This is a genomic window from Amycolatopsis sp. NPDC006125 (genome assembly GCF_040614195.1).
Taxonomy (GTDB): Bacteria; Actinomycetota; Actinomycetes; order Mycobacteriales; family Pseudonocardiaceae; genus Amycolatopsis_E; species Amycolatopsis_E tucumanensis.
In genome coordinates this window covers 17,722-32,670 of record NZ_JBEXTZ010000092.1, presented here as the reverse complement: position 1 = coordinate 32,670, position 14,949 = coordinate 17,722, and the positions used below count along the sequence as shown (strand labels likewise).

Sequence of the window (14,949 nt, the reverse complement as noted above, 5' to 3'; positions counted from 1 at the left end):
CGGCGCGAGCGGCGCGAGCGAGGCCGGCGGCTCGGGCGAGGCGGGCGCCTCGGGCAGCGCCAGCCGAGCAGGCAGCGCGAGCCGAGCAGGCGGCGCGGCAGGCGCGCGGAGCGTCAGACCTTCCGGCCGACCCCGGCCCACACCACCGAGTCGTTGGGCTCGTCGAACTCGATCTGGGGCGCGTTTTCGCCGTTCTCCTCCGGGTGCCAGAGCGGCGTCCAGGTCGCGCCGGGCTCCACCATCTCCAGGTCGCCGAACAGCGCTTCGATCTCCCGGCGCGGCCGCCAGATCACCGGCGTCGCCGTGGCGTCGTACATCTTGCCGAACTCGGCCATCTCCTTGGCGCGGCTCTCCGGCACCCCGTCGGCCGTGCCGTGCGACAGCACCAGGTACGAGCCGGGCGCGAGCAGCTCCCGGTAGCGCGCCACCGCGGCCGGGCCGATGTCCGTGCCGTCCGGGCCGGGCTGGGTGACGTGCAGGACCGCGATCAGCATCAGCGCGACCGGCTGCGAGAAGTCGATGACGCCCTTGTCGGCGATCTTGTTCCACAGCAGGTCCGGGTCGCGCAGGTCGGCCTGGATCACCGCGTGCCGCTCGAGGTCGCCCTCCTTCTCCAGCAGCATCTGCGAATGCGCGACGGCCACCGGCTCGTTGTCGATGTAGACCACGCGCGTGGTGGTGTCCAGCTCGTCGGCGACCTGGTGCGTGCTGCCCATCGTGGGCACGCCCGAACCGATGTCGATGAACTGCCGGACGCCCTGCTTGACCAGGTACCGCACGGCCCGGTGCAGGAACAGCCGGTTCGACTTCGCCGCGGGGCGCACGAACGGGAACCGCTCCAGCGCCTTCTCCGCGAACACGCGGTCGACCGCGTAGTTGGCCTTGCCACCGAGGTAGTAGTCGTACACCCGGGCCACGTTCGGGTGGTCCAGGTCGACGCCTTCCATCGGGAACTGCTCGAACCGGGACTTCGCCATTCCTGCCTGCTTTCCGCCTGCGGAGATCAACGGGGATAGCGCGAATACTAGCGGTCGCCGCGAAGGCCCGGCGGGGAACCGCCCATCCCAACCGATGCGTGCCGATTCCGCAGGTCGCGCCCGCCGCGGGACTCCCCCGTTCAGGTGGCCCCACTGCGCCGTCTCCCGGCAGGCGCTGCGCCCGGCGCACTCCACCGCGAGCAGGGCGCGGCGGGGCCGTCAGCGGCCCCCCGACTCATCTGGAAAGCGCTTTCCAGGAGACCCGCGCGAGCGCAGACAGTCCGTCTAATTTGGACAGAAGGTTGCCCGTGGACCGGGTTGCGCGTACGTGCCCGGCGAGCGTGGACCATTTGGCGGACACCGGCACCGCGTTGTCAGCTGCCGAGGAAGGCGTCCAGTTCGTCGAGGAATTCCGGCCACGCGGGCTCGTGCTCGGTGAGGATGTGATTGCGGCTGTCCAGGAAGCACAGCCTGCTGTCGGGGATCAGCGCGGCCAGCTCCTGCGCCTGCGCCTTCGGCACCCGCAGGTCGCCGCGCGAGTGCAGGATCAGCGTCGGGCAGCGCACGGACGGCGCGATCGCGGACACGTCGATGTGGGCGAAGACGTCCAGGAAGCGCACCACGTTGTCGTTGGAGGTGGTGGCGCGCTGCAGGTCGTTGAAGGCGTCCCACAGCTCCCGGCTCGCGTCCGGGAGGAACTGGCTCGCGAACACCTGGCGGAACGTCGGGTCGTCGTGCCGCCAGCCGATCCGGCCGAGGACGAGGTCGAGTTCGGCCTCCTCCTTCTCCTCCGGGGTGGCGGCGCGGGCGAACCGGCCGCGGCTGTAGGCGCCGGCGAGCACGAGCCGGGACACGCGCTCCGGGTGCCGCACGGCGTAGGCGATCGCGACCGCGCCGCCCTGCGAGATGCCCAGCAGCGGGAACCGGTCCAGCCCCACCCCGTCGACGACCAGCTCCAGGTCGTCGACCCAGTCGTCGAACCGGAACTCGCCGATGTCCCAGTCGGACAGGCCGCAGCCGCGCTCGTCGTAGCGCACCAGGGTGTGCCGCCGGGCGAGGCCGTCGAGCCAGTGCGCCCAGATCGGGCTCGTCCACTCCAGGTCGAGGTGGGTCAGCCAGTTGGCCGCTTTGACCAGCGGCGGCCCGCACCCGGACACGGCGTAGGCCACGCGGACGCCGTCCGGCGAGCGGCAGTAGCGGATCTGCTGCGGGGCGCGGGTGCGCGGCGGGACGCCGCCGTTCTCCCGGACGTCGGCGACGAAGCGGTAGCCGACGCCGTGCACGGTCGCGACGATGCGCTGCCGCTCGCCGCTGTCGCCGATCGCGCGGCGCAGCGCCTTGACCCGGCTGGTGAGGGCGGACTCGCTGACGTGCCGGTAGCCCCACACGGAGTCGAGCAGCTCAGTCTTGCCGACGACGCGGTCGCGGTGCCGGATCAGGTGCGTCAGCAGGGCGAACACCTGCGGCTCGACGTGGACCGGCTCCCCGCGGCGGCGCAGCTCGAACCGCTGGGGGTCGACCTCGCAGTCCTCGAACTCGTACACCACGGCCCCCTCGCCACGGAATCTCCACATCATCCCCACGATTCCGCCAAGTCACCAGACCCCCTGACGGGTCACCCTGAACCGGACACATCCGGCAGGAGGACGCCATGACCACCACCGAGACCCCGTACCTGCTCGGCAACGAGCCCGACGAGCTGCGCCGCCTGGAGGAGCAGGCCGCCGCGCTGGCGCCCGCGACCAGGGCGATCCTGGCGCTGGCCGGCATCGAGCCCGGCATGCGCGTGCTGGACCTGGGGACCGGCGCGGGGGACGTGGCCTTCGAGCTGTCCAGGGTGGTCGGGCCGTCCGGGTCCGTGGTCGGCATCGACCAGTCGTCGAAGGCGCTGCGCTGGGCGGCGAGCCGGTGCGAGGCGCAGGGGCTGCGCAACGTCTCGTTCGTGCACGACGACCTGCACGAGATGCGGCTGACCGGCCAGGTGGACGCCGTGGTCGGGCGGCTGGTGCTGCTGTACACGCCGGATCCGGCCGCGGTGCTGCGGAAGTTCGCCGGGTACGTGCGGCCGGGCGGGGTCGTGGTGTCGATGGAGTATGAGATGAGCGTTGCCGGGCTGCTGCCGCTCACGCCGCTGAGCGAGCGGGTGACGCACTGGATCATGGCGGCGTTCGCCCGGTCCGGCCTCGACCCGAGCCTCGGCGCGCGGCTGGGCGCGGTGTTCGCGGACGCGGGCCTGAGCGGCGCGACGGTGCTGGGGCTGCAGGCGTACCGCCCGCCGGGCGACCCGACCGGCAGCCGGATGGCGGCGGGCATCATCCGAACCCTGCTGCCCGTGCTGACGCGCACCGGGCTGGCCACGCCGGAGGAGGTCGGCATCGACACGCTCGGGCAGCGCTTCTTCGAGGACCACGTGAACAGCGGGGCGACCTTCCGGCCGCCGACGCTGGTCGGGGCCTGGGCGCGGGTCGCGGGACGCTGACCGCCCAGGGCGACGGCCGCCGGGGGTGCCGGGTGCTGGGGGCAGCACCCGGCACCCCTGGCGGCCGGCACGTGTCGAGAAGCGGGCGAGGTGCCTCGACGTTCCGGGTGACAATGGCACCGCAACCGAGGAGGACGTCATGCCGGCACTGGACAAGGAGTTCGAGGCGACCCTGCTGAAGAGCGAGGCGAAGGGCGGCTGGACCTACGTCGTGATGCCCGGGTCCGCCGAGTACTTCGGCACGCGCGGGCTGGTGAAGATCCGCGGCACCATCGACGGCCACCCGTTCCGCAGCTCGTTCATGGCGCTGGGCGACGGCACGCACAAGCTGCCGGTGAAGGCCGACGTGCGCCGCGCGATCGGCAAGGACGCCGGCGACACCGTGCGGATCCGCCTCACCGAGCGGCTCGGCTGACCGGTTTGACGGCCCGCACGATCGCCGAGTGCATGCCGTCGGCGACCGGGTGGCTAGGCGTCACCTCGATGCCGGTGAAGCCGGCCGCGGCGAGGCCGGCCCGGTACTCGGCGAAGGTGAGCGCTCCGGCGATGCATCCCGTGTAGGAGCCGCGTTGGGCGCGCTCGGCGGGCGTCAGGTGGTCCTCGGCGACGACGTCGCTGATGCCGATCCGCCCGCCGGGCCGCAGCACGCGGAACACCTCCGCGAACACCGCGGGTTTGTCGACGGACAGGTTGACCACGCAGTTGGAGATGACGACGTCGACGCTGTCCGCGGGCAGCGGGACGGACTCGATGTGCCCCTTCCGGAACTCGACGTTGGCCGCGCCGGCACGCTCCGCGTTGGCGGTGGCCAGCGCGAGCATCTCGTCGGTCATGTCGAGCCCGATCACCCGGCCGGACGGCCCGACCCGGCGGGCGGACAGCAGCACGTCGATCCCGCCGCCGGACCCCAGGTCCAGCACCGTCTCGCCGGCATGGAGGTCGGCCACGGCGAGGGGGTTGCCGCAGCCGAGGCTCGCGCGGACCGCGTCCGCCGGAAGCGCGGCCCGGTCGGCGTCGTCGTACCCGCAGCCGCACGATTCGCCGCAGCATCCGCCGGTCACCGAAAGCGCTGCCGCGGCGTAGTGCTCCCGAACCTGTTCCCGCACGTCCTCGCGCATGCCGTCACGCTACCTCGATGCCTGTCAAATTAGAAGGTTGTCGAATCAGGGCTGGCGAGAATCCGTCGGAACGTGGCACTCCAGCCACTACTGCGCGGGGGCGCGGGGACCTAGTTTCGGGTGCCATGATCGTCATCGCACTGCTCATCGGCGCCGCCTACGTCGTAGTCAACTCCTTCATCCCTGAGGCGCACCGCCGCCGGTTCAACGCGGTGTTCGTCGCCGGCGCCGGCGCCGCCTACCTGAGCGGGGGCGGGCTGGGGATCTGGGAGTTCGCCTTCACCGCGGCCGCCACCTACGTCGCATACCGCGGCCTGGAGTCGTGGACGTTCATCGGCATCGCCTGGCTGATGCACACCGCGTGGGACGTGGTGCACCACCTGCGCGGGGAGCCGATCGTGCCGTTCGCGGAGCACTCGTCGCTCGGGTGCGCGATCTGCGACCCGGTGATCGCGATCTGGTGCTTCGCCGGGGGCCGCCCGGTGCTCAGCGTGCTCCGGAACCGGCTGGTGCGGTCCTGACCCGGTGCTTCGTGTCCTTCCGACGGATCTGCACGAGCGCCATCAACGCGCAGCCGAAGAGCCATGCCCCGTACGAGCCGAGCGGGACGCTCGCGTTGCGGGGCAAGGAATGCAGCACGAGTTCGGTGAGCACGATGACGAACGAGACGACGCAGCCCAGCGTCAGGCAGGTGATGGACGCCGGGCTGCGGGCGAGCAGCAGCCCGGCGCCGGCGAGCGACAGGGTCATGCCCGCGCCGTACAGGAGGGCCATGAGCGCCAGGGGGATCGGGTTGTCCGCCGCGGGGAGGAGCACCACCGCCGCGGCGAACCGCAGCAGGCACAGAAAGCCCGCGCCGAAGCCGAACACGACCGCGAAGACGGTCGAGACCCTGCTCGCGCCGTACGGTTTCGCTGCCACCGCTACCTCCCTCTGGCTGGGGATTCGACGGTAGGTGGTGGGGTTGCAGGGCGGGTGGGTGTTGGCAGGAAGCGGTCAGGGGCGGTGGGTCGGGCGCCGCGCGGCCTTGCGGCGAGCATTCGCAGAACACAGGGGGATAGGCCCGCGGCAGCGCCGCGGCGGGGCGGGGCGGGGCGGCGGCGTGGTAGCGCAGCAAATCCGGCGCAACGGCAGGCGGCGGCGCGGCAGCGGCACGGCAGCGGGGCAGCGGCACGGCAGCGGCCCGCGGCGCGATGCCGGGTTGCCGGCGGCGCCAGCGCGGCGGCACCACGGCGCGGCGGGGGCGGCACCACCGTGCGACGGCACCACCGTGCGGTGAGCCCCCTCAGGCGCACCGAGTATCCGGAAACAGCACTCCCAGGCGGCACCCACCCGGACGCGGCGCGGCGACGCAGCAAATCCGGCGGGACGGCGCGCGGCAGCACAGCAACGGCACGGCGGCACCAGCTCGGCCGCCGCGGGGTGCGGGGGCAGCCGCAGCATGGGCTTGCGGCCGCCCCCGCCGTGCGCTACGCACCGAGGGGCGAGCCGGGAACCGCTCAGCTTCGGCGCGTCAAACGCTCCACCAGCCCCGGCTTGCGCCGTGTTCGCAACCGTCCCGCGAGCGCGTCCTCCAGCAGGCGGCCGACCGTCTCCTCGGCGCACGCCCGGTTGGCCCCGATCCCGCCGGACGGCCCTCGCTTGATCCAGCCCACCACGTACGTCCCCGGCGCCACGCGGCCGCCGTCGTTCGGGATCGTGCCGTTGTCCTCGTCGAACGGCAGTCCAGGCAGCGGCGCGCCGCGGTAGCCGACGGCGCGCACCACTCCGCCCGCGGGGATCTCGACGTCCCCCGACACCCGGATTCCCCGCACCCGCGAGGCACCGAGGATCTCCTCCGGCGCGGAGTGGAACCGCAGCACGATCCGCCGCTTGCCGGGCTGGGGCGGCGCCGTCCAGTCGACCGTCTCCTGCTTGCAGTCGCGCAGCAGGGCGGCCCGCGGCGACGTGTCGATCGCCTCGGTGATGCGCGGGTCGTGCGCGTCGACGACCAAGTCGATGTCCTCGTGCTGGGTCAGCGCCAGCAGCTCGGGCGTGGTGTACGCCGCCGCCTCCGGACCTCGCCTGCCGAGCAGCACGACCTCCCGCACCCGGCTCGACTTCAGCCGCTCCAACGCGGCCGGGGCGATCGAAGTGCCCTCCAGCGAACGCGGGTCCGTCGTCAGGATCCGCGCCACGTCCAGCGCCACATTGCCCGTCCCGACCACGACGAGGCGTTCCGCCGAGAGGTCGACCGCGTCCGCGGGCACGTCCGGGTGGCCGTTGTACCAGGCCACAACCGTCGTCGCCGCGACGCTGCCCGCCAGGTCCTCGCCCGCGATCCCCAGCCGCCGCGCCGAGGACGCGCCCACCGCGTAGATCACCGCGTCGTGGCGGCGCGCCAGCTCGTCCACCGTGACGTCCCGGCCCACCTCGACGCCCAGCCGCATCCGCAGCCGCGGGTGGTGGTGGTACCGCGCGAACGTCTCCCCGATCTTCTTGGTGGACGGGTGGTCCGGCGCGACCCCGTACCGCACCAGCCCGCCCGCGACCGGCAGCCGGTCGATCAGCGTGACCCGGGAACTGGTGTGCAGCAACAGGTCCTCGACCGCGTACATGCCGGCCGGCCCGGTGCCGACGACCGCGACGTCCAGCGCCGGGAAGTCGGCCGGGATGGTGCGGCTGAACACCGGCGGGCCCCACGCGTGGAAGTTCGGCGCGGGATCGGCCGCGGCCGGCTCCCGGTCGGCGTAGAAGTCCGCGTTGATCCCGGCGTACGGCCGCATCGACTCGGCCAGCGCGTCCACCGGGAAGATCGCGTCGACCGGGCAGGCGTCGGCGCATGCGCCGCAGTCGATGCAGCTGCGCGGGTCGATGTAGAGCATCTCGGTGGTGCCGAAGTCCGGCTCGTCCGGCGTCGGGTGGATGCAGTTGACCGGGCACACCGCCACGCACGACGCGTCGTTGCAGCAGGTCTGGGTGATCGCGAAGGCCATGGTCAGAGGAGGTTCGCGCGCTTGTAGAAGACCGTCGCGGCCTTGGTCAGCAGGCCGGCCGAGTCCAGGAACTCCATCAGCCCGGCGCAGCTCGACCGCAGCATCGACTTGTGGTGCTCGTTGGCCTTCGCCTCGCGCAGCGCGCGCTTGGTGTCGAGCCCGGCGTTCGCGTAGACCTTCGGGTTCCACATGCTGCTGACGATGAAGTACGCGGCGATCGACACGACGAGCGCGTTGTACTGGCGGCCCAAGGGCCCGGTCTTCTTCAGCCGCTCGCGGGTCTCCTCGCGGGCGAACTTCATGTGCCGCGACTCCTCGACCACGTGGATGTTGTTGATGGTGCGCACGAACGGCACTACGCGCTCGTCACGCATCCAGTCGCGCTGCATCACGTCGAGGACCTCTTCGGCGACCAGGATCGCCGCGTAGGCCGCCTCGCCGCGGGCGGTCGTCTTGAAGAACCGGCCCAGCTCGACGGCGAGGCGGCGCGGGCGGTACGCCGGGGCCCGCAGCTTCGCCGCGCCGCGCGCGAACATGATCGAGTGGCGGCACTCGTCGGCGATCTCGGTGAGCGCCCACTGGAACGCCGGGTCGGTCGGGTCCTTGGCGTAGAAGTCGCGCAGCACCATCTGCTGCAGGATCATCTCGAACCAGATGCCGGTGCTCGCCACCGACGCCGCCTCCTGGCGGGTCAGCTCGCGCTGCTGCTCGGGGGTCATCTCGTTCCAGTACGCGGTCCCGTACAGGGTGCTCCACTCCGGGCTCGCGCCGTGGTAGCTCGTGTCCAGCGGGGTGTCCCAGTCGACCTCCTTGACGGGGTCGTAGGACAACGTCTCGGACGAGTCGAGCAACCGCTGCGCGACCGACCGGTGGTCAGGCTGCGCAGTGTCCGAGTGCTCGTGTGCGCCGACGCTGGTCATGGCACCCTCCCGATTGCCTGTTACCTCGGTTTACTGTTACCCAAGGTAACACACATTGGCGGCCGCGCAAGAGGGCGACCGCCCGTGACCGAGCACCGCGATTTCCTGAAACGGGTATTTCGGCCCCATCACACCGGCGCCTGCCGGGCCTACCGTTTCCGGCACCACGTGAGGAAGGGCGGATGCCATGGAGATCAACAGGATCGGGCGCGACGTCAGCGTCCTGAGCGACCAGCTCGAGGTGCCCGGCATCGGCTTCCTCCCGGTCAACGCGTTCGTCCTGCACGGCGACGAACCGGTCGTCGTCGACACCGGGCTGAGCCTGCCCGGCCGCGGCTTCCTGGACGCGCTCGGGGCGGTGATCGACCCCGCCGACGTGCGGTGGATCTGGCTCACCCACCCGGACCGCGACCACACCGGCGCCCTGTTCGAGCTGCTCGAGCTGGCCCCGCGCGCCCGCCTGATCACCACCTACCTCGCGATGGGCATCATGTCGACCGAGCGCCCGCTGCCGGTCGAGCGGGTGTACCTGCTCAACCCCGGCCAGACCCTCGACGCGGGCGGCCGCACGCTGACCGCCTTCCGGCCGCCGCTGTTCGACAGCCCGGCCACGGTCGGCTTCTTCGACCACAGCAGCGGGGTGTGCGTCAGCTCGGACTGCTTCGGCGCCCCGATGCCGACCGCGGAACTCGCCACGTGCGACGACGTCGCGAACGCCCCCGCGGAGGCGCTGCACGCCGGCCAGCTGCTGTGGGCCGCGGTGGACAGCCCGTGGGTGCACAACGTGGACCACGACCGCTACCTGGCCACGCTGGCGCCGCTGCGGACCTTCGACCCGGCCGTCATCCTGAGCACCCACCTGCCCCCGGCGCCCGGTCGCACCGCCGAGTTCCTGGACCGCGTCGCCACGGCCCCGGACGCGGACCCGTGGGTCGGCCCGGACCAGGCGGCGCTGGAGCAGATGCTGGCGACCTTCGAGCCGCCGGAGCCGCACCCGGTGTCCTAACCGAACAGCAGCGAGCTGCCGTGGGCGCGCTTGAAGTACAGGTGCGCGTCGTGCTCCCAGGTGATCGCGATCCCGCCGTGCAGCTGGATCATCTCGGCCGCGGCGTGCCGCAGTGCTTCCGAGCACACGGTTTTCGCGGTGGCCGCGTCGAGCGCGAAGTCGTCCCCGGTCAGTGCGCCGTACAGCGCCGAGCGGGCGGCCTCGACGTGGACGTGCACGTCGGCCATCCGGTGCTTGAGCGCCTGGAAACCGCCGATGGGCCTGCCGAACTGGCGCCGCTGCTTGGTGTACTCGACGGTCAGCTCCAGCGCCCTGGCCGCGGCGCCGGTCTGCTCGGCGGCCAGCGCCACGGCCGCGGTCCAGCGCAGCCGCTCGGTGTCGAACCCGCCGGTGTCCAGCCGTCGCGCGGGGGCGTCCGCCAGCGTGACGACCGCGAGACGGCGCGTCGGGTCCAGGGTCGTCACGGCCTCCCGGCGGGTGTCGGCCGGCGCGACCTCGAACAGGCCAGGGCCGTCCGGGGTGCGCGCCACCACCAGCACGACGTCCGCGTGGTCGCCGTCGAGCACGTAGTGCGCCCGGCCGCCGACGCGCCCGTCCCGGAACTCGCACGCAGGCGACCAGCGTCCGTCCTCATCGGACCACGCCAGCGCGGCGAGGCTGCTGCCCGCCGCGATGCCGGGCAGCAGCCGACGGCACGCCTCGTCGTTGCCGGTCAGCAGCAGGGCCTGCCCGCACAGCACCGCCGAGCCGAGCATCGGGGCCGGGGTGAGGGTGCGGCCCAGCTCCTCCAGCACCACGCACACCTCGGCCAGCCCGGCGCCCGCGCCCCCGTACTCCTCCGGGATCGCCAGCGCCGCGACGCCGATCTGCTCGCACAGCGTGGACCACAGCTTGTCGTCGTAACCGAGGGGTGAGTCCATCGCGGCGCGCACCGCTTCCGGCCCGGACCGCCGGGTCAGCAGGGCCCGCACGGACTCGCGCAGCGCCCGCGCCTCCTCTGTCCACATCGGATCGATCATCGCGCCAGCACCCGCTCGCGGTGGAACCCGCCGTCGCCCCATGCGCCGACCAGGGCCCGCACCTTCGTCAGTCGCAGGCCGAGGTCGTGTTCGGCGGTGTAGCCGATGGCGCCGTGGACCTGGAGGGCGGTGCGGGCGGCGAGGTGGGCGGCGTCGCCGGCTTTGACCTTGGCGGCCGAGATGTCCTGTGGGCTGCCGGTGACGGCGGCGCCGTGCACCAGGGGCCGGGTGAGTTCGAGGTGGGTGGCGACGTCGGCGAGCAGGTGCTTGATCGCCTGGTATTCGCCGATCAGCCTGCCGTACTGGCTGCGTTGCTTCGCGTACGCGACTGAGGCGTCCAGCAGCCATTGCCCGGCGCCGAGCAGCTGCGCGGCCACCGCGAGAACCCCCAGGTCGAAGGCGCGTTCCGGGACCGGGCTCAGGGACACCGCCGCACCGTCCACCCGGAACAGGCGGCGGGCCGGGTCGATCGAGTGCACCGGCTTCGGCCGGGCCGCCCGGATCTCGTGCGCTTCGCCGTCGCGCAGCGCGAGGACAACGTCCGCGATGTCGGCGTCCAGCGCGAGGGGCACCTGCGGCGGCGCCACCACGGTGGCCAACGCCTCCCCCGACGCCAGTGCCGGCCACCACGCCTCAGCGGCCGGGACGGCGGGCGCGACCGCGGCGGTTTCCACCAGCGGCCCGGGGACGGCGTGGTACCCCAGCGCCTCGAACGCCACCACCAGGTCGACGGGGCCGGCGCCGAGGCCGCCGTGGGCTTCGGCGATCAGCAGGGCGGGCACGCCGAGTTCGGCGAGGCCGCGCAGGAGTTTGAGGCCGGGTTCGTGCCGCCCGTGTGCCCAGGAACGGGCGGCGGCGGGGGTGTCGGCGCCGGTGAGGTAGTCGTGCAGGCTGGTGGTGAAGTCCCGGTGTTCGGCCGACAGCGCGAATCTCATCGGCGGGCCTCCTTCGGCAGTCCCAGGAGTCGTTCGGCGATGGTGTTGCGCTGGATCTGGTCGGTGCCGCCGTAGATCGGGCCGGCGAGCGAGAACAGGTAGCCGTCCACCCACGTCTGGTCGGTTTCGGCGTGCGGGCCGAGGACGTCGAGTGCGGTTTCGTGCAGGTCGAGGTCGAGATGGGACCAGAACAGTTTGTTGACGCTGGATTCCGGCCCGAGTTCGCCGCCCTCGCCCAGGCGGGAGACGGTGCCGAAGGTGTAGAGCTGGTAGGCCCGCGCCCCGATCCACGCGTCCGCCACCCGGTCCCGCGGCGCGGCCGGTTCCCCGGCCGATCGCCAGAGGCCGACGAGCCGGTCCGCGGCGGCGAGGAAGCGGCCGGGGCTGCGCAGGGACAGGCCGCGCTCGTTGTTGGCGGTGGTCATCGCGACCCGCCACCCCTGGCCCGGTTCGCCGATCACGTCGGCATCGGGCACGAACACGTTGTCCAGGAAGATCTCGGCGAACCCCGGCTCCCCGTCCAGTTGCGGGATCGGCCGCACGGTCACGCCCTCGGCGCGCAGGTCGAACATGAAATAGGTCAGTCCGCGGTGCCGCCGCTCGCGGGGGTCGGTGCGGAACAGCCCGAACGCGCGGTCGGCGAAGGCCGCGCGGGAGGACCAGGTTTTCTGCCCGGACAGCAACCACCCACCCTCGGTGCGCACCGCGCTGCTGCGCAATGCGGCGATGTCGGACCCGGCTTCGGGTTCGGACCAGGCCTGCGCCCACACCTGCTCACCCCGCGCCATCGCCGGCAGGATCCGGTCCCGCTGCTCGGCCGTGCCGTGGGCGAACAGGGTCGGGCCCAGCATGAAGATCCCGTTCTGGCTGACGCGCCCGGGTGCGCTCGCGGCGTAGTACTCCTCCTCGAACAGCACCCACTGCAACAGCGACGCGTCCCGCCCGCCGTACTCGCGCGGCCACGACACGACCGACAACCGCGCGTCTGCCAGCTGCGCCTCCCACTCGCGGTGCGCCGCGAAGCCCTCCGCGGTGTCCATGGACGGGAGCCTGGGCACGTGTGCCGCCAGCCATTCCCGCACCTCGTCGCGGAATGCCGCCGACTCGGCATCGATGTCGAGGTCCATCAGCGCTGCGCCCCGTCCCGCATCGACCGCGCGTCCTGCCCACCCAGCGAATCCGTCGAGGTTTCGGCGTTGTGGGCATGGGCGAAGTGGTGCAGCCCGAACACCGAGTCCATTCCGGACCGCAAACCCATCAGGTCCTCGGCCTGGTTGACCGCCTTCTTCGCCAGCGCGAGCCCGAACTGCGGCATCCGCGCGATCGTCTCCGCCAGCTCGAAGGTTCGCGCTTCGAGTTCGGCGTGCGGCACGACCCGGTTGACCATGCCCCACTCCTTGGCCTGCTGCACGCTGAACCGCTCCCCGGTGAACAGGACTTCCTTCGCCGCGCGCGGACCCAGCACCCACGGGTGCGCGAAGTACTCCACCCCCGGAATGCCCATGCGCACCACCGGATCGGCGAAGAACGCGTCGTCGGAGGCCACGATGAGGTCACAGACCCAGGCCAGCATCAGCCCGCCCGCGATGCACGCACCCTGCACCGAAGCGATCATCGGTTTCGGGATCTCCCGCCACCGCCGGCACATCCCCAGATACACCTCGGACTCCCGGGCGAACCGCTGATCCCCGCCCTCCCGCGTCGTGTGGTCCCACCACACCACCGCCCGCCGCTCGAAACTCTGGTCCACATCCCGACCCGGCGTGCCGATGTCATGTCCCGCCGAGAAGTGCTTGCCCTCCCCCGCCAGCACGATCACCTTCACCTCGGCGTCGTCCACCGCGCGGGTGAACGCGTCGTCCAGCGCGTAGGTCATCGCCGAGTTCTGCGCGTTGCGGTACTCGGGGCGGTTCATCGTCACCAGCGCCACCGCGCCCCGGCGCTCGTAGCGGACGACGTCCTCGGTCATGCGTTCTCCTCACCTCAGCTGCCGCTTCAGCACCTTGCCGGAAGCGTTGCGGGGCAGCTCGTCCACGAACTCGACGAGCCGCGGGACCTTGTAGTTGGCCAGCCGCTCCCGGCAGAACCCGATCACCTGCTCCGCCGTCAGCCCGGCGCCGACGACGAACGCCTTGCCGACCTCGCCCATGCGCTCGTCCGGCACCCCGACGACGGCGACGTCGCGCACGCCGTCCAGTTCGGTCAGGGCGTGCTCGACCTCCGCCGGGTAGACGTTGAACCCGCCGCAGATGTACATGTCCTTGAGCCGCCCGGTGAGGGTCAGGTAGCCCGCGTCGTCGAGTTCGCCGACGTCGCCGGTGTGCAGCCAGCCCTGCTCGTCGATCGCCTGCGCGGTCGCCTCCGGGTCGTCGAGGTAGCCGAGCATCACGTTGGGCCCGCGGACGACGACCTCGGAACCGCGGATCGCCACCTCGAACCCGGCGGTGGCCCGGCCGGACGTGCGCGCGACCAGCTCCGCGTCGTCGCCGGGGCGGCACATCGTCACCACGACCGCCTCGGTGAGCCCGTACGCGGTCAACACCGTGTCGAACCCCAGCTCGGCCCGCATCCGCCGGACCAGCGAGGCGGGCACGGTCGCCGCGCCGGTGACCGCGAGGCGCAGCGACGAGGTGTCCCCGCGGTCCGTTTCCTGGAGCAGCGACTGGAAGATCGTCGGCGCGCCGGGCAGCACGGAGATCCGCTCGCGGCGGATCGTCGCCAGGGTCGACCGCACGTCGAACACCGCCTGCGGCACGATCGTGGCCCCGGTCAGCAGGGCGACCACGATCCCGGCCTTGTAGCCGAAGCTGTGGAAGAACGGGTTGATCACCAGGTACCGGTCGTCGGCGGTCACCCGGCCGCACTCCGCCCACGCCGCCGCCACGTCGACCACCTGCCGGTGCGCCGACAGCACCCCCTTCGAGCGGCCGGTGGTGCCGGAGGTGAACAGGATGTCGCTGACGTCGTCGGGCCGGACGGCGTCCGCGCGCGCCTCGACCTCGGCCGCGGGCACGCGAGCGGCGAGGAACTCGTCCCAGCCGAGGGTGTCCTCGACGGGGCGATGCGGTTGTTCGAGCGGGACGCGGACGACGGTGCCCAGGTCCGGCAGCGCGGCGCCGGTCGCCTTGATCGCGGCGTGCCGGTCGGCGCCGAGGAAGTCCGCCGCGACGACGAGCGCCTTGGCGCGACTGCGGACCAGCAGGTCCACCGTCTCGGCGGCGGTGAACCGGGTGTTGACCGGCACCAGGACCGCGCCCGCGTACAGCGCGCCGAGCGCCGACAGCACCCAGTGGTACGTGTTCGGCAGGTTGATCGCGACGCGGTCGCCGGGGTGGATCCCGCGCGCCGCGAACGCCCCGGCTACGGCCTGAACATGTTCCAGGAGTTGCCGGAAATCGAGCCGGACGCCGCCGTCGACCAGCGCCTCGGACGAGCCGAACTTCGCCGCGGCGTCACGGACGACGGCCGGGATCGTGGTCTGCCCCACCGCACCCTCCCCTGGACCGAGAAACTAGAACGT

15 protein-coding genes are annotated in these 14,949 nt (G+C 72.4%); 4 read left to right on the top strand and 11 right to left on the bottom strand.

All coding sequences use genetic code 11. The annotated features are described in order from the left end of the window. Nucleotides 1-113 precede the first annotated feature (113 nt). A complete protein-coding gene (locus ABZ193_RS34095; protein WP_237340065.1) occupies nt 114-977 on the bottom strand; it encodes an SAM-dependent methyltransferase in 864 nt (287 codons plus the stop codon). A gap of 374 nt (nt 978-1,351) precedes the next feature. Further along, a complete protein-coding gene (locus ABZ193_RS34090) occupies nt 1,352-2,524 on the bottom strand; it encodes an alpha/beta fold hydrolase (protein WP_020423500.1) in 1,173 nt (390 codons plus the stop codon). A gap of 104 nt (nt 2,525-2,628) precedes the next feature. Here ABZ193_RS34090 and ABZ193_RS34085 point away from each other — a divergent pair, with 104 nt between their 5' ends. Both ABZ193_RS34085 and ABZ193_RS34080 read left to right on the top strand, forming a co-directional pair. Next, complete coding sequence (locus tag ABZ193_RS34085) at nt 2,629-3,456, top strand: methyltransferase domain-containing protein (RefSeq protein ID WP_354712770.1); 828 nt, start codon at nt 2,629-2,631, stop codon at nt 3,454-3,456. Between the two features lie 139 nt (nt 3,457-3,595). Further along, entirely contained in the window at nt 3,596-3,871 is a 276-nt protein-coding gene (locus ABZ193_RS34080; RefSeq protein ID WP_017983372.1) for a DUF1905 domain-containing protein, read from the top strand. On the opposite strand, the gene arsM is transcribed toward ABZ193_RS34080, so the two are convergent. After that, a complete protein-coding gene (gene arsM / locus ABZ193_RS34075) occupies nt 3,852-4,574 on the bottom strand; it encodes an arsenite methyltransferase (protein ID WP_354712769.1) in 723 nt (240 codons plus the stop codon). The two genes, ABZ193_RS34080 and arsM, sit on opposite strands and share 20 nt — an antisense overlap. 125 nt (nt 4,575-4,699) lie before the next feature. Here arsM and ABZ193_RS34070 point away from each other — a divergent pair, with 125 nt between their 5' ends. Next, on the top strand, nt 4,700-5,095 hold the full coding sequence (locus ABZ193_RS34070) for a DUF6010 family protein (RefSeq protein WP_020423503.1): 396 nt from the start codon (nt 4,700-4,702) through the stop codon (nt 5,093-5,095). On the opposite strand, the gene ABZ193_RS34065 is transcribed toward ABZ193_RS34070, so the two are convergent. The 3 genes from ABZ193_RS34065 to ABZ193_RS34055 form a co-directional block, all read right to left on the bottom strand. Then, nucleotides 5,061-5,495: a hypothetical protein gene (locus tag ABZ193_RS34065; protein WP_354712768.1), complete on the bottom strand. Its 435-nt coding sequence runs from the start codon at nt 5,493-5,495 to the stop codon at nt 5,061-5,063. The genes ABZ193_RS34070 and ABZ193_RS34065 overlap by 35 nt on opposite strands. Nucleotides 5,496-6,073: 578 nt before the next feature. After that, nucleotides 6,074-7,549, bottom strand: a complete 1,476-nt coding sequence (locus ABZ193_RS34060; RefSeq protein ID WP_354712767.1) for an FAD-dependent oxidoreductase — start codon at nt 7,547-7,549, stop codon at nt 6,074-6,076. A gap of 2 nt (nt 7,550-7,551) precedes the next feature. Then, nucleotides 7,552-8,469 carry a diiron oxygenase gene (locus ABZ193_RS34055; RefSeq protein WP_020419902.1) on the bottom strand — a complete coding sequence of 306 codons (918 nt, stop codon included), beginning with the start codon at nt 8,467-8,469 and terminating at the stop codon, nt 7,552-7,554. Nucleotides 8,470-8,656: 187 nt separating this feature from the next. Between ABZ193_RS34055 and ABZ193_RS34050 the strand changes: the two genes are divergently transcribed. Continuing rightward, nucleotides 8,657-9,475 carry an MBL fold metallo-hydrolase gene (locus ABZ193_RS34050; RefSeq protein WP_354712766.1) on the top strand — a complete coding sequence of 273 codons (819 nt, stop codon included), beginning with the start codon at nt 8,657-8,659 and terminating at the stop codon, nt 9,473-9,475. Here the strand turns inward: ABZ193_RS34050 and ABZ193_RS34045 are convergent. From ABZ193_RS34045 to ABZ193_RS34025, 5 genes are read right to left on the bottom strand one after another with little or no spacing between them, the layout of a single operon-like run. Next, nucleotides 9,472-10,482 (bottom strand): acyl-CoA dehydrogenase family protein, encoded by a 1,011-nt coding sequence (locus ABZ193_RS34045; protein WP_354712765.1) that lies wholly within the window; start codon nt 10,480-10,482, stop codon nt 9,472-9,474. The two genes, ABZ193_RS34050 and ABZ193_RS34045, sit on opposite strands and share 4 nt — an antisense overlap. Before the next feature lie 8 nt (nt 10,483-10,490). Beyond that, a complete protein-coding gene (locus ABZ193_RS34040) occupies nt 10,491-11,429 on the bottom strand; it encodes an acyl-CoA dehydrogenase family protein (RefSeq protein ID WP_354712764.1) in 939 nt (312 codons plus the stop codon). After that, nucleotides 11,426-12,556: an acyl-CoA dehydrogenase family protein gene (locus tag ABZ193_RS34035; RefSeq protein ID WP_354712763.1), complete on the bottom strand. Its 1,131-nt coding sequence runs from the start codon at nt 12,554-12,556 to the stop codon at nt 11,426-11,428. The genes ABZ193_RS34040 and ABZ193_RS34035 overlap by 4 nt, the downstream gene beginning before the upstream one ends. Continuing rightward, a complete protein-coding gene (locus ABZ193_RS34030) occupies nt 12,556-13,398 on the bottom strand; it encodes an enoyl-CoA hydratase (protein WP_354712762.1) in 843 nt (280 codons plus the stop codon). The genes ABZ193_RS34035 and ABZ193_RS34030 overlap by 1 nt, the downstream gene beginning before the upstream one ends. A gap of 9 nt (nt 13,399-13,407) precedes the next feature. After that, complete coding sequence (locus ABZ193_RS34025; RefSeq protein ID WP_354712761.1) at nt 13,408-14,916, bottom strand: FadD3 family acyl-CoA ligase; 1,509 nt, start codon at nt 14,914-14,916, stop codon at nt 13,408-13,410. Nucleotides 14,917-14,949: the final 33 nt, after the last annotated feature.

Coding starts and splice junctions, on each gene's coding strand:
- ABZ193_RS34030 (WP_354712762.1), bottom strand. CDS start 13,398: ATGACCGAGGACGTCGTCCGCTACGAGCGCCGGGGCGCGGTGGCGCTG.
- ABZ193_RS34050 (WP_354712766.1), top strand. CDS start 8,657: ATGGAGATCAACAGGATCGGGCGCGACGTCAGCGTCCTGAGCGACCAG.
- ABZ193_RS34045 (WP_354712765.1), bottom strand. CDS start 10,482: ATGTGGACAGAGGAGGCGCGGGCGCTGCGCGAGTCCGTGCGGGCCCTG.
- ABZ193_RS34055 (WP_020419902.1), bottom strand. CDS start 8,469: ATGACCAGCGTCGGCGCACACGAGCACTCGGACACTGCGCAGCCTGAC.
- ABZ193_RS34040 (WP_354712764.1), bottom strand. CDS start 11,429: ATGAGATTCGCGCTGTCGGCCGAACACCGGGACTTCACCACCAGCCTG.
- ABZ193_RS34060 (WP_354712767.1), bottom strand. CDS start 7,549: ATGGCCTTCGCGATCACCCAGACCTGCTGCAACGACGCGTCGTGCGTG.
- arsM (WP_354712769.1), bottom strand. CDS start 4,574: ATGCGCGAGGACGTGCGGGAACAGGTTCGGGAGCACTACGCCGCGGCA.
- ABZ193_RS34080 (WP_017983372.1), top strand. CDS start 3,596: ATGCCGGCACTGGACAAGGAGTTCGAGGCGACCCTGCTGAAGAGCGAG.
- ABZ193_RS34070 (WP_020423503.1), top strand. CDS start 4,700: ATGATCGTCATCGCACTGCTCATCGGCGCCGCCTACGTCGTAGTCAAC.
- ABZ193_RS34085 (WP_354712770.1), top strand. CDS start 2,629: ATGACCACCACCGAGACCCCGTACCTGCTCGGCAACGAGCCCGACGAG.
- ABZ193_RS34095 (WP_237340065.1), bottom strand. CDS start 977: ATGGCGAAGTCCCGGTTCGAGCAGTTCCCGATGGAAGGCGTCGACCTG.
- ABZ193_RS34035 (WP_354712763.1), bottom strand. CDS start 12,556: ATGGACCTCGACATCGATGCCGAGTCGGCGGCATTCCGCGACGAGGTG.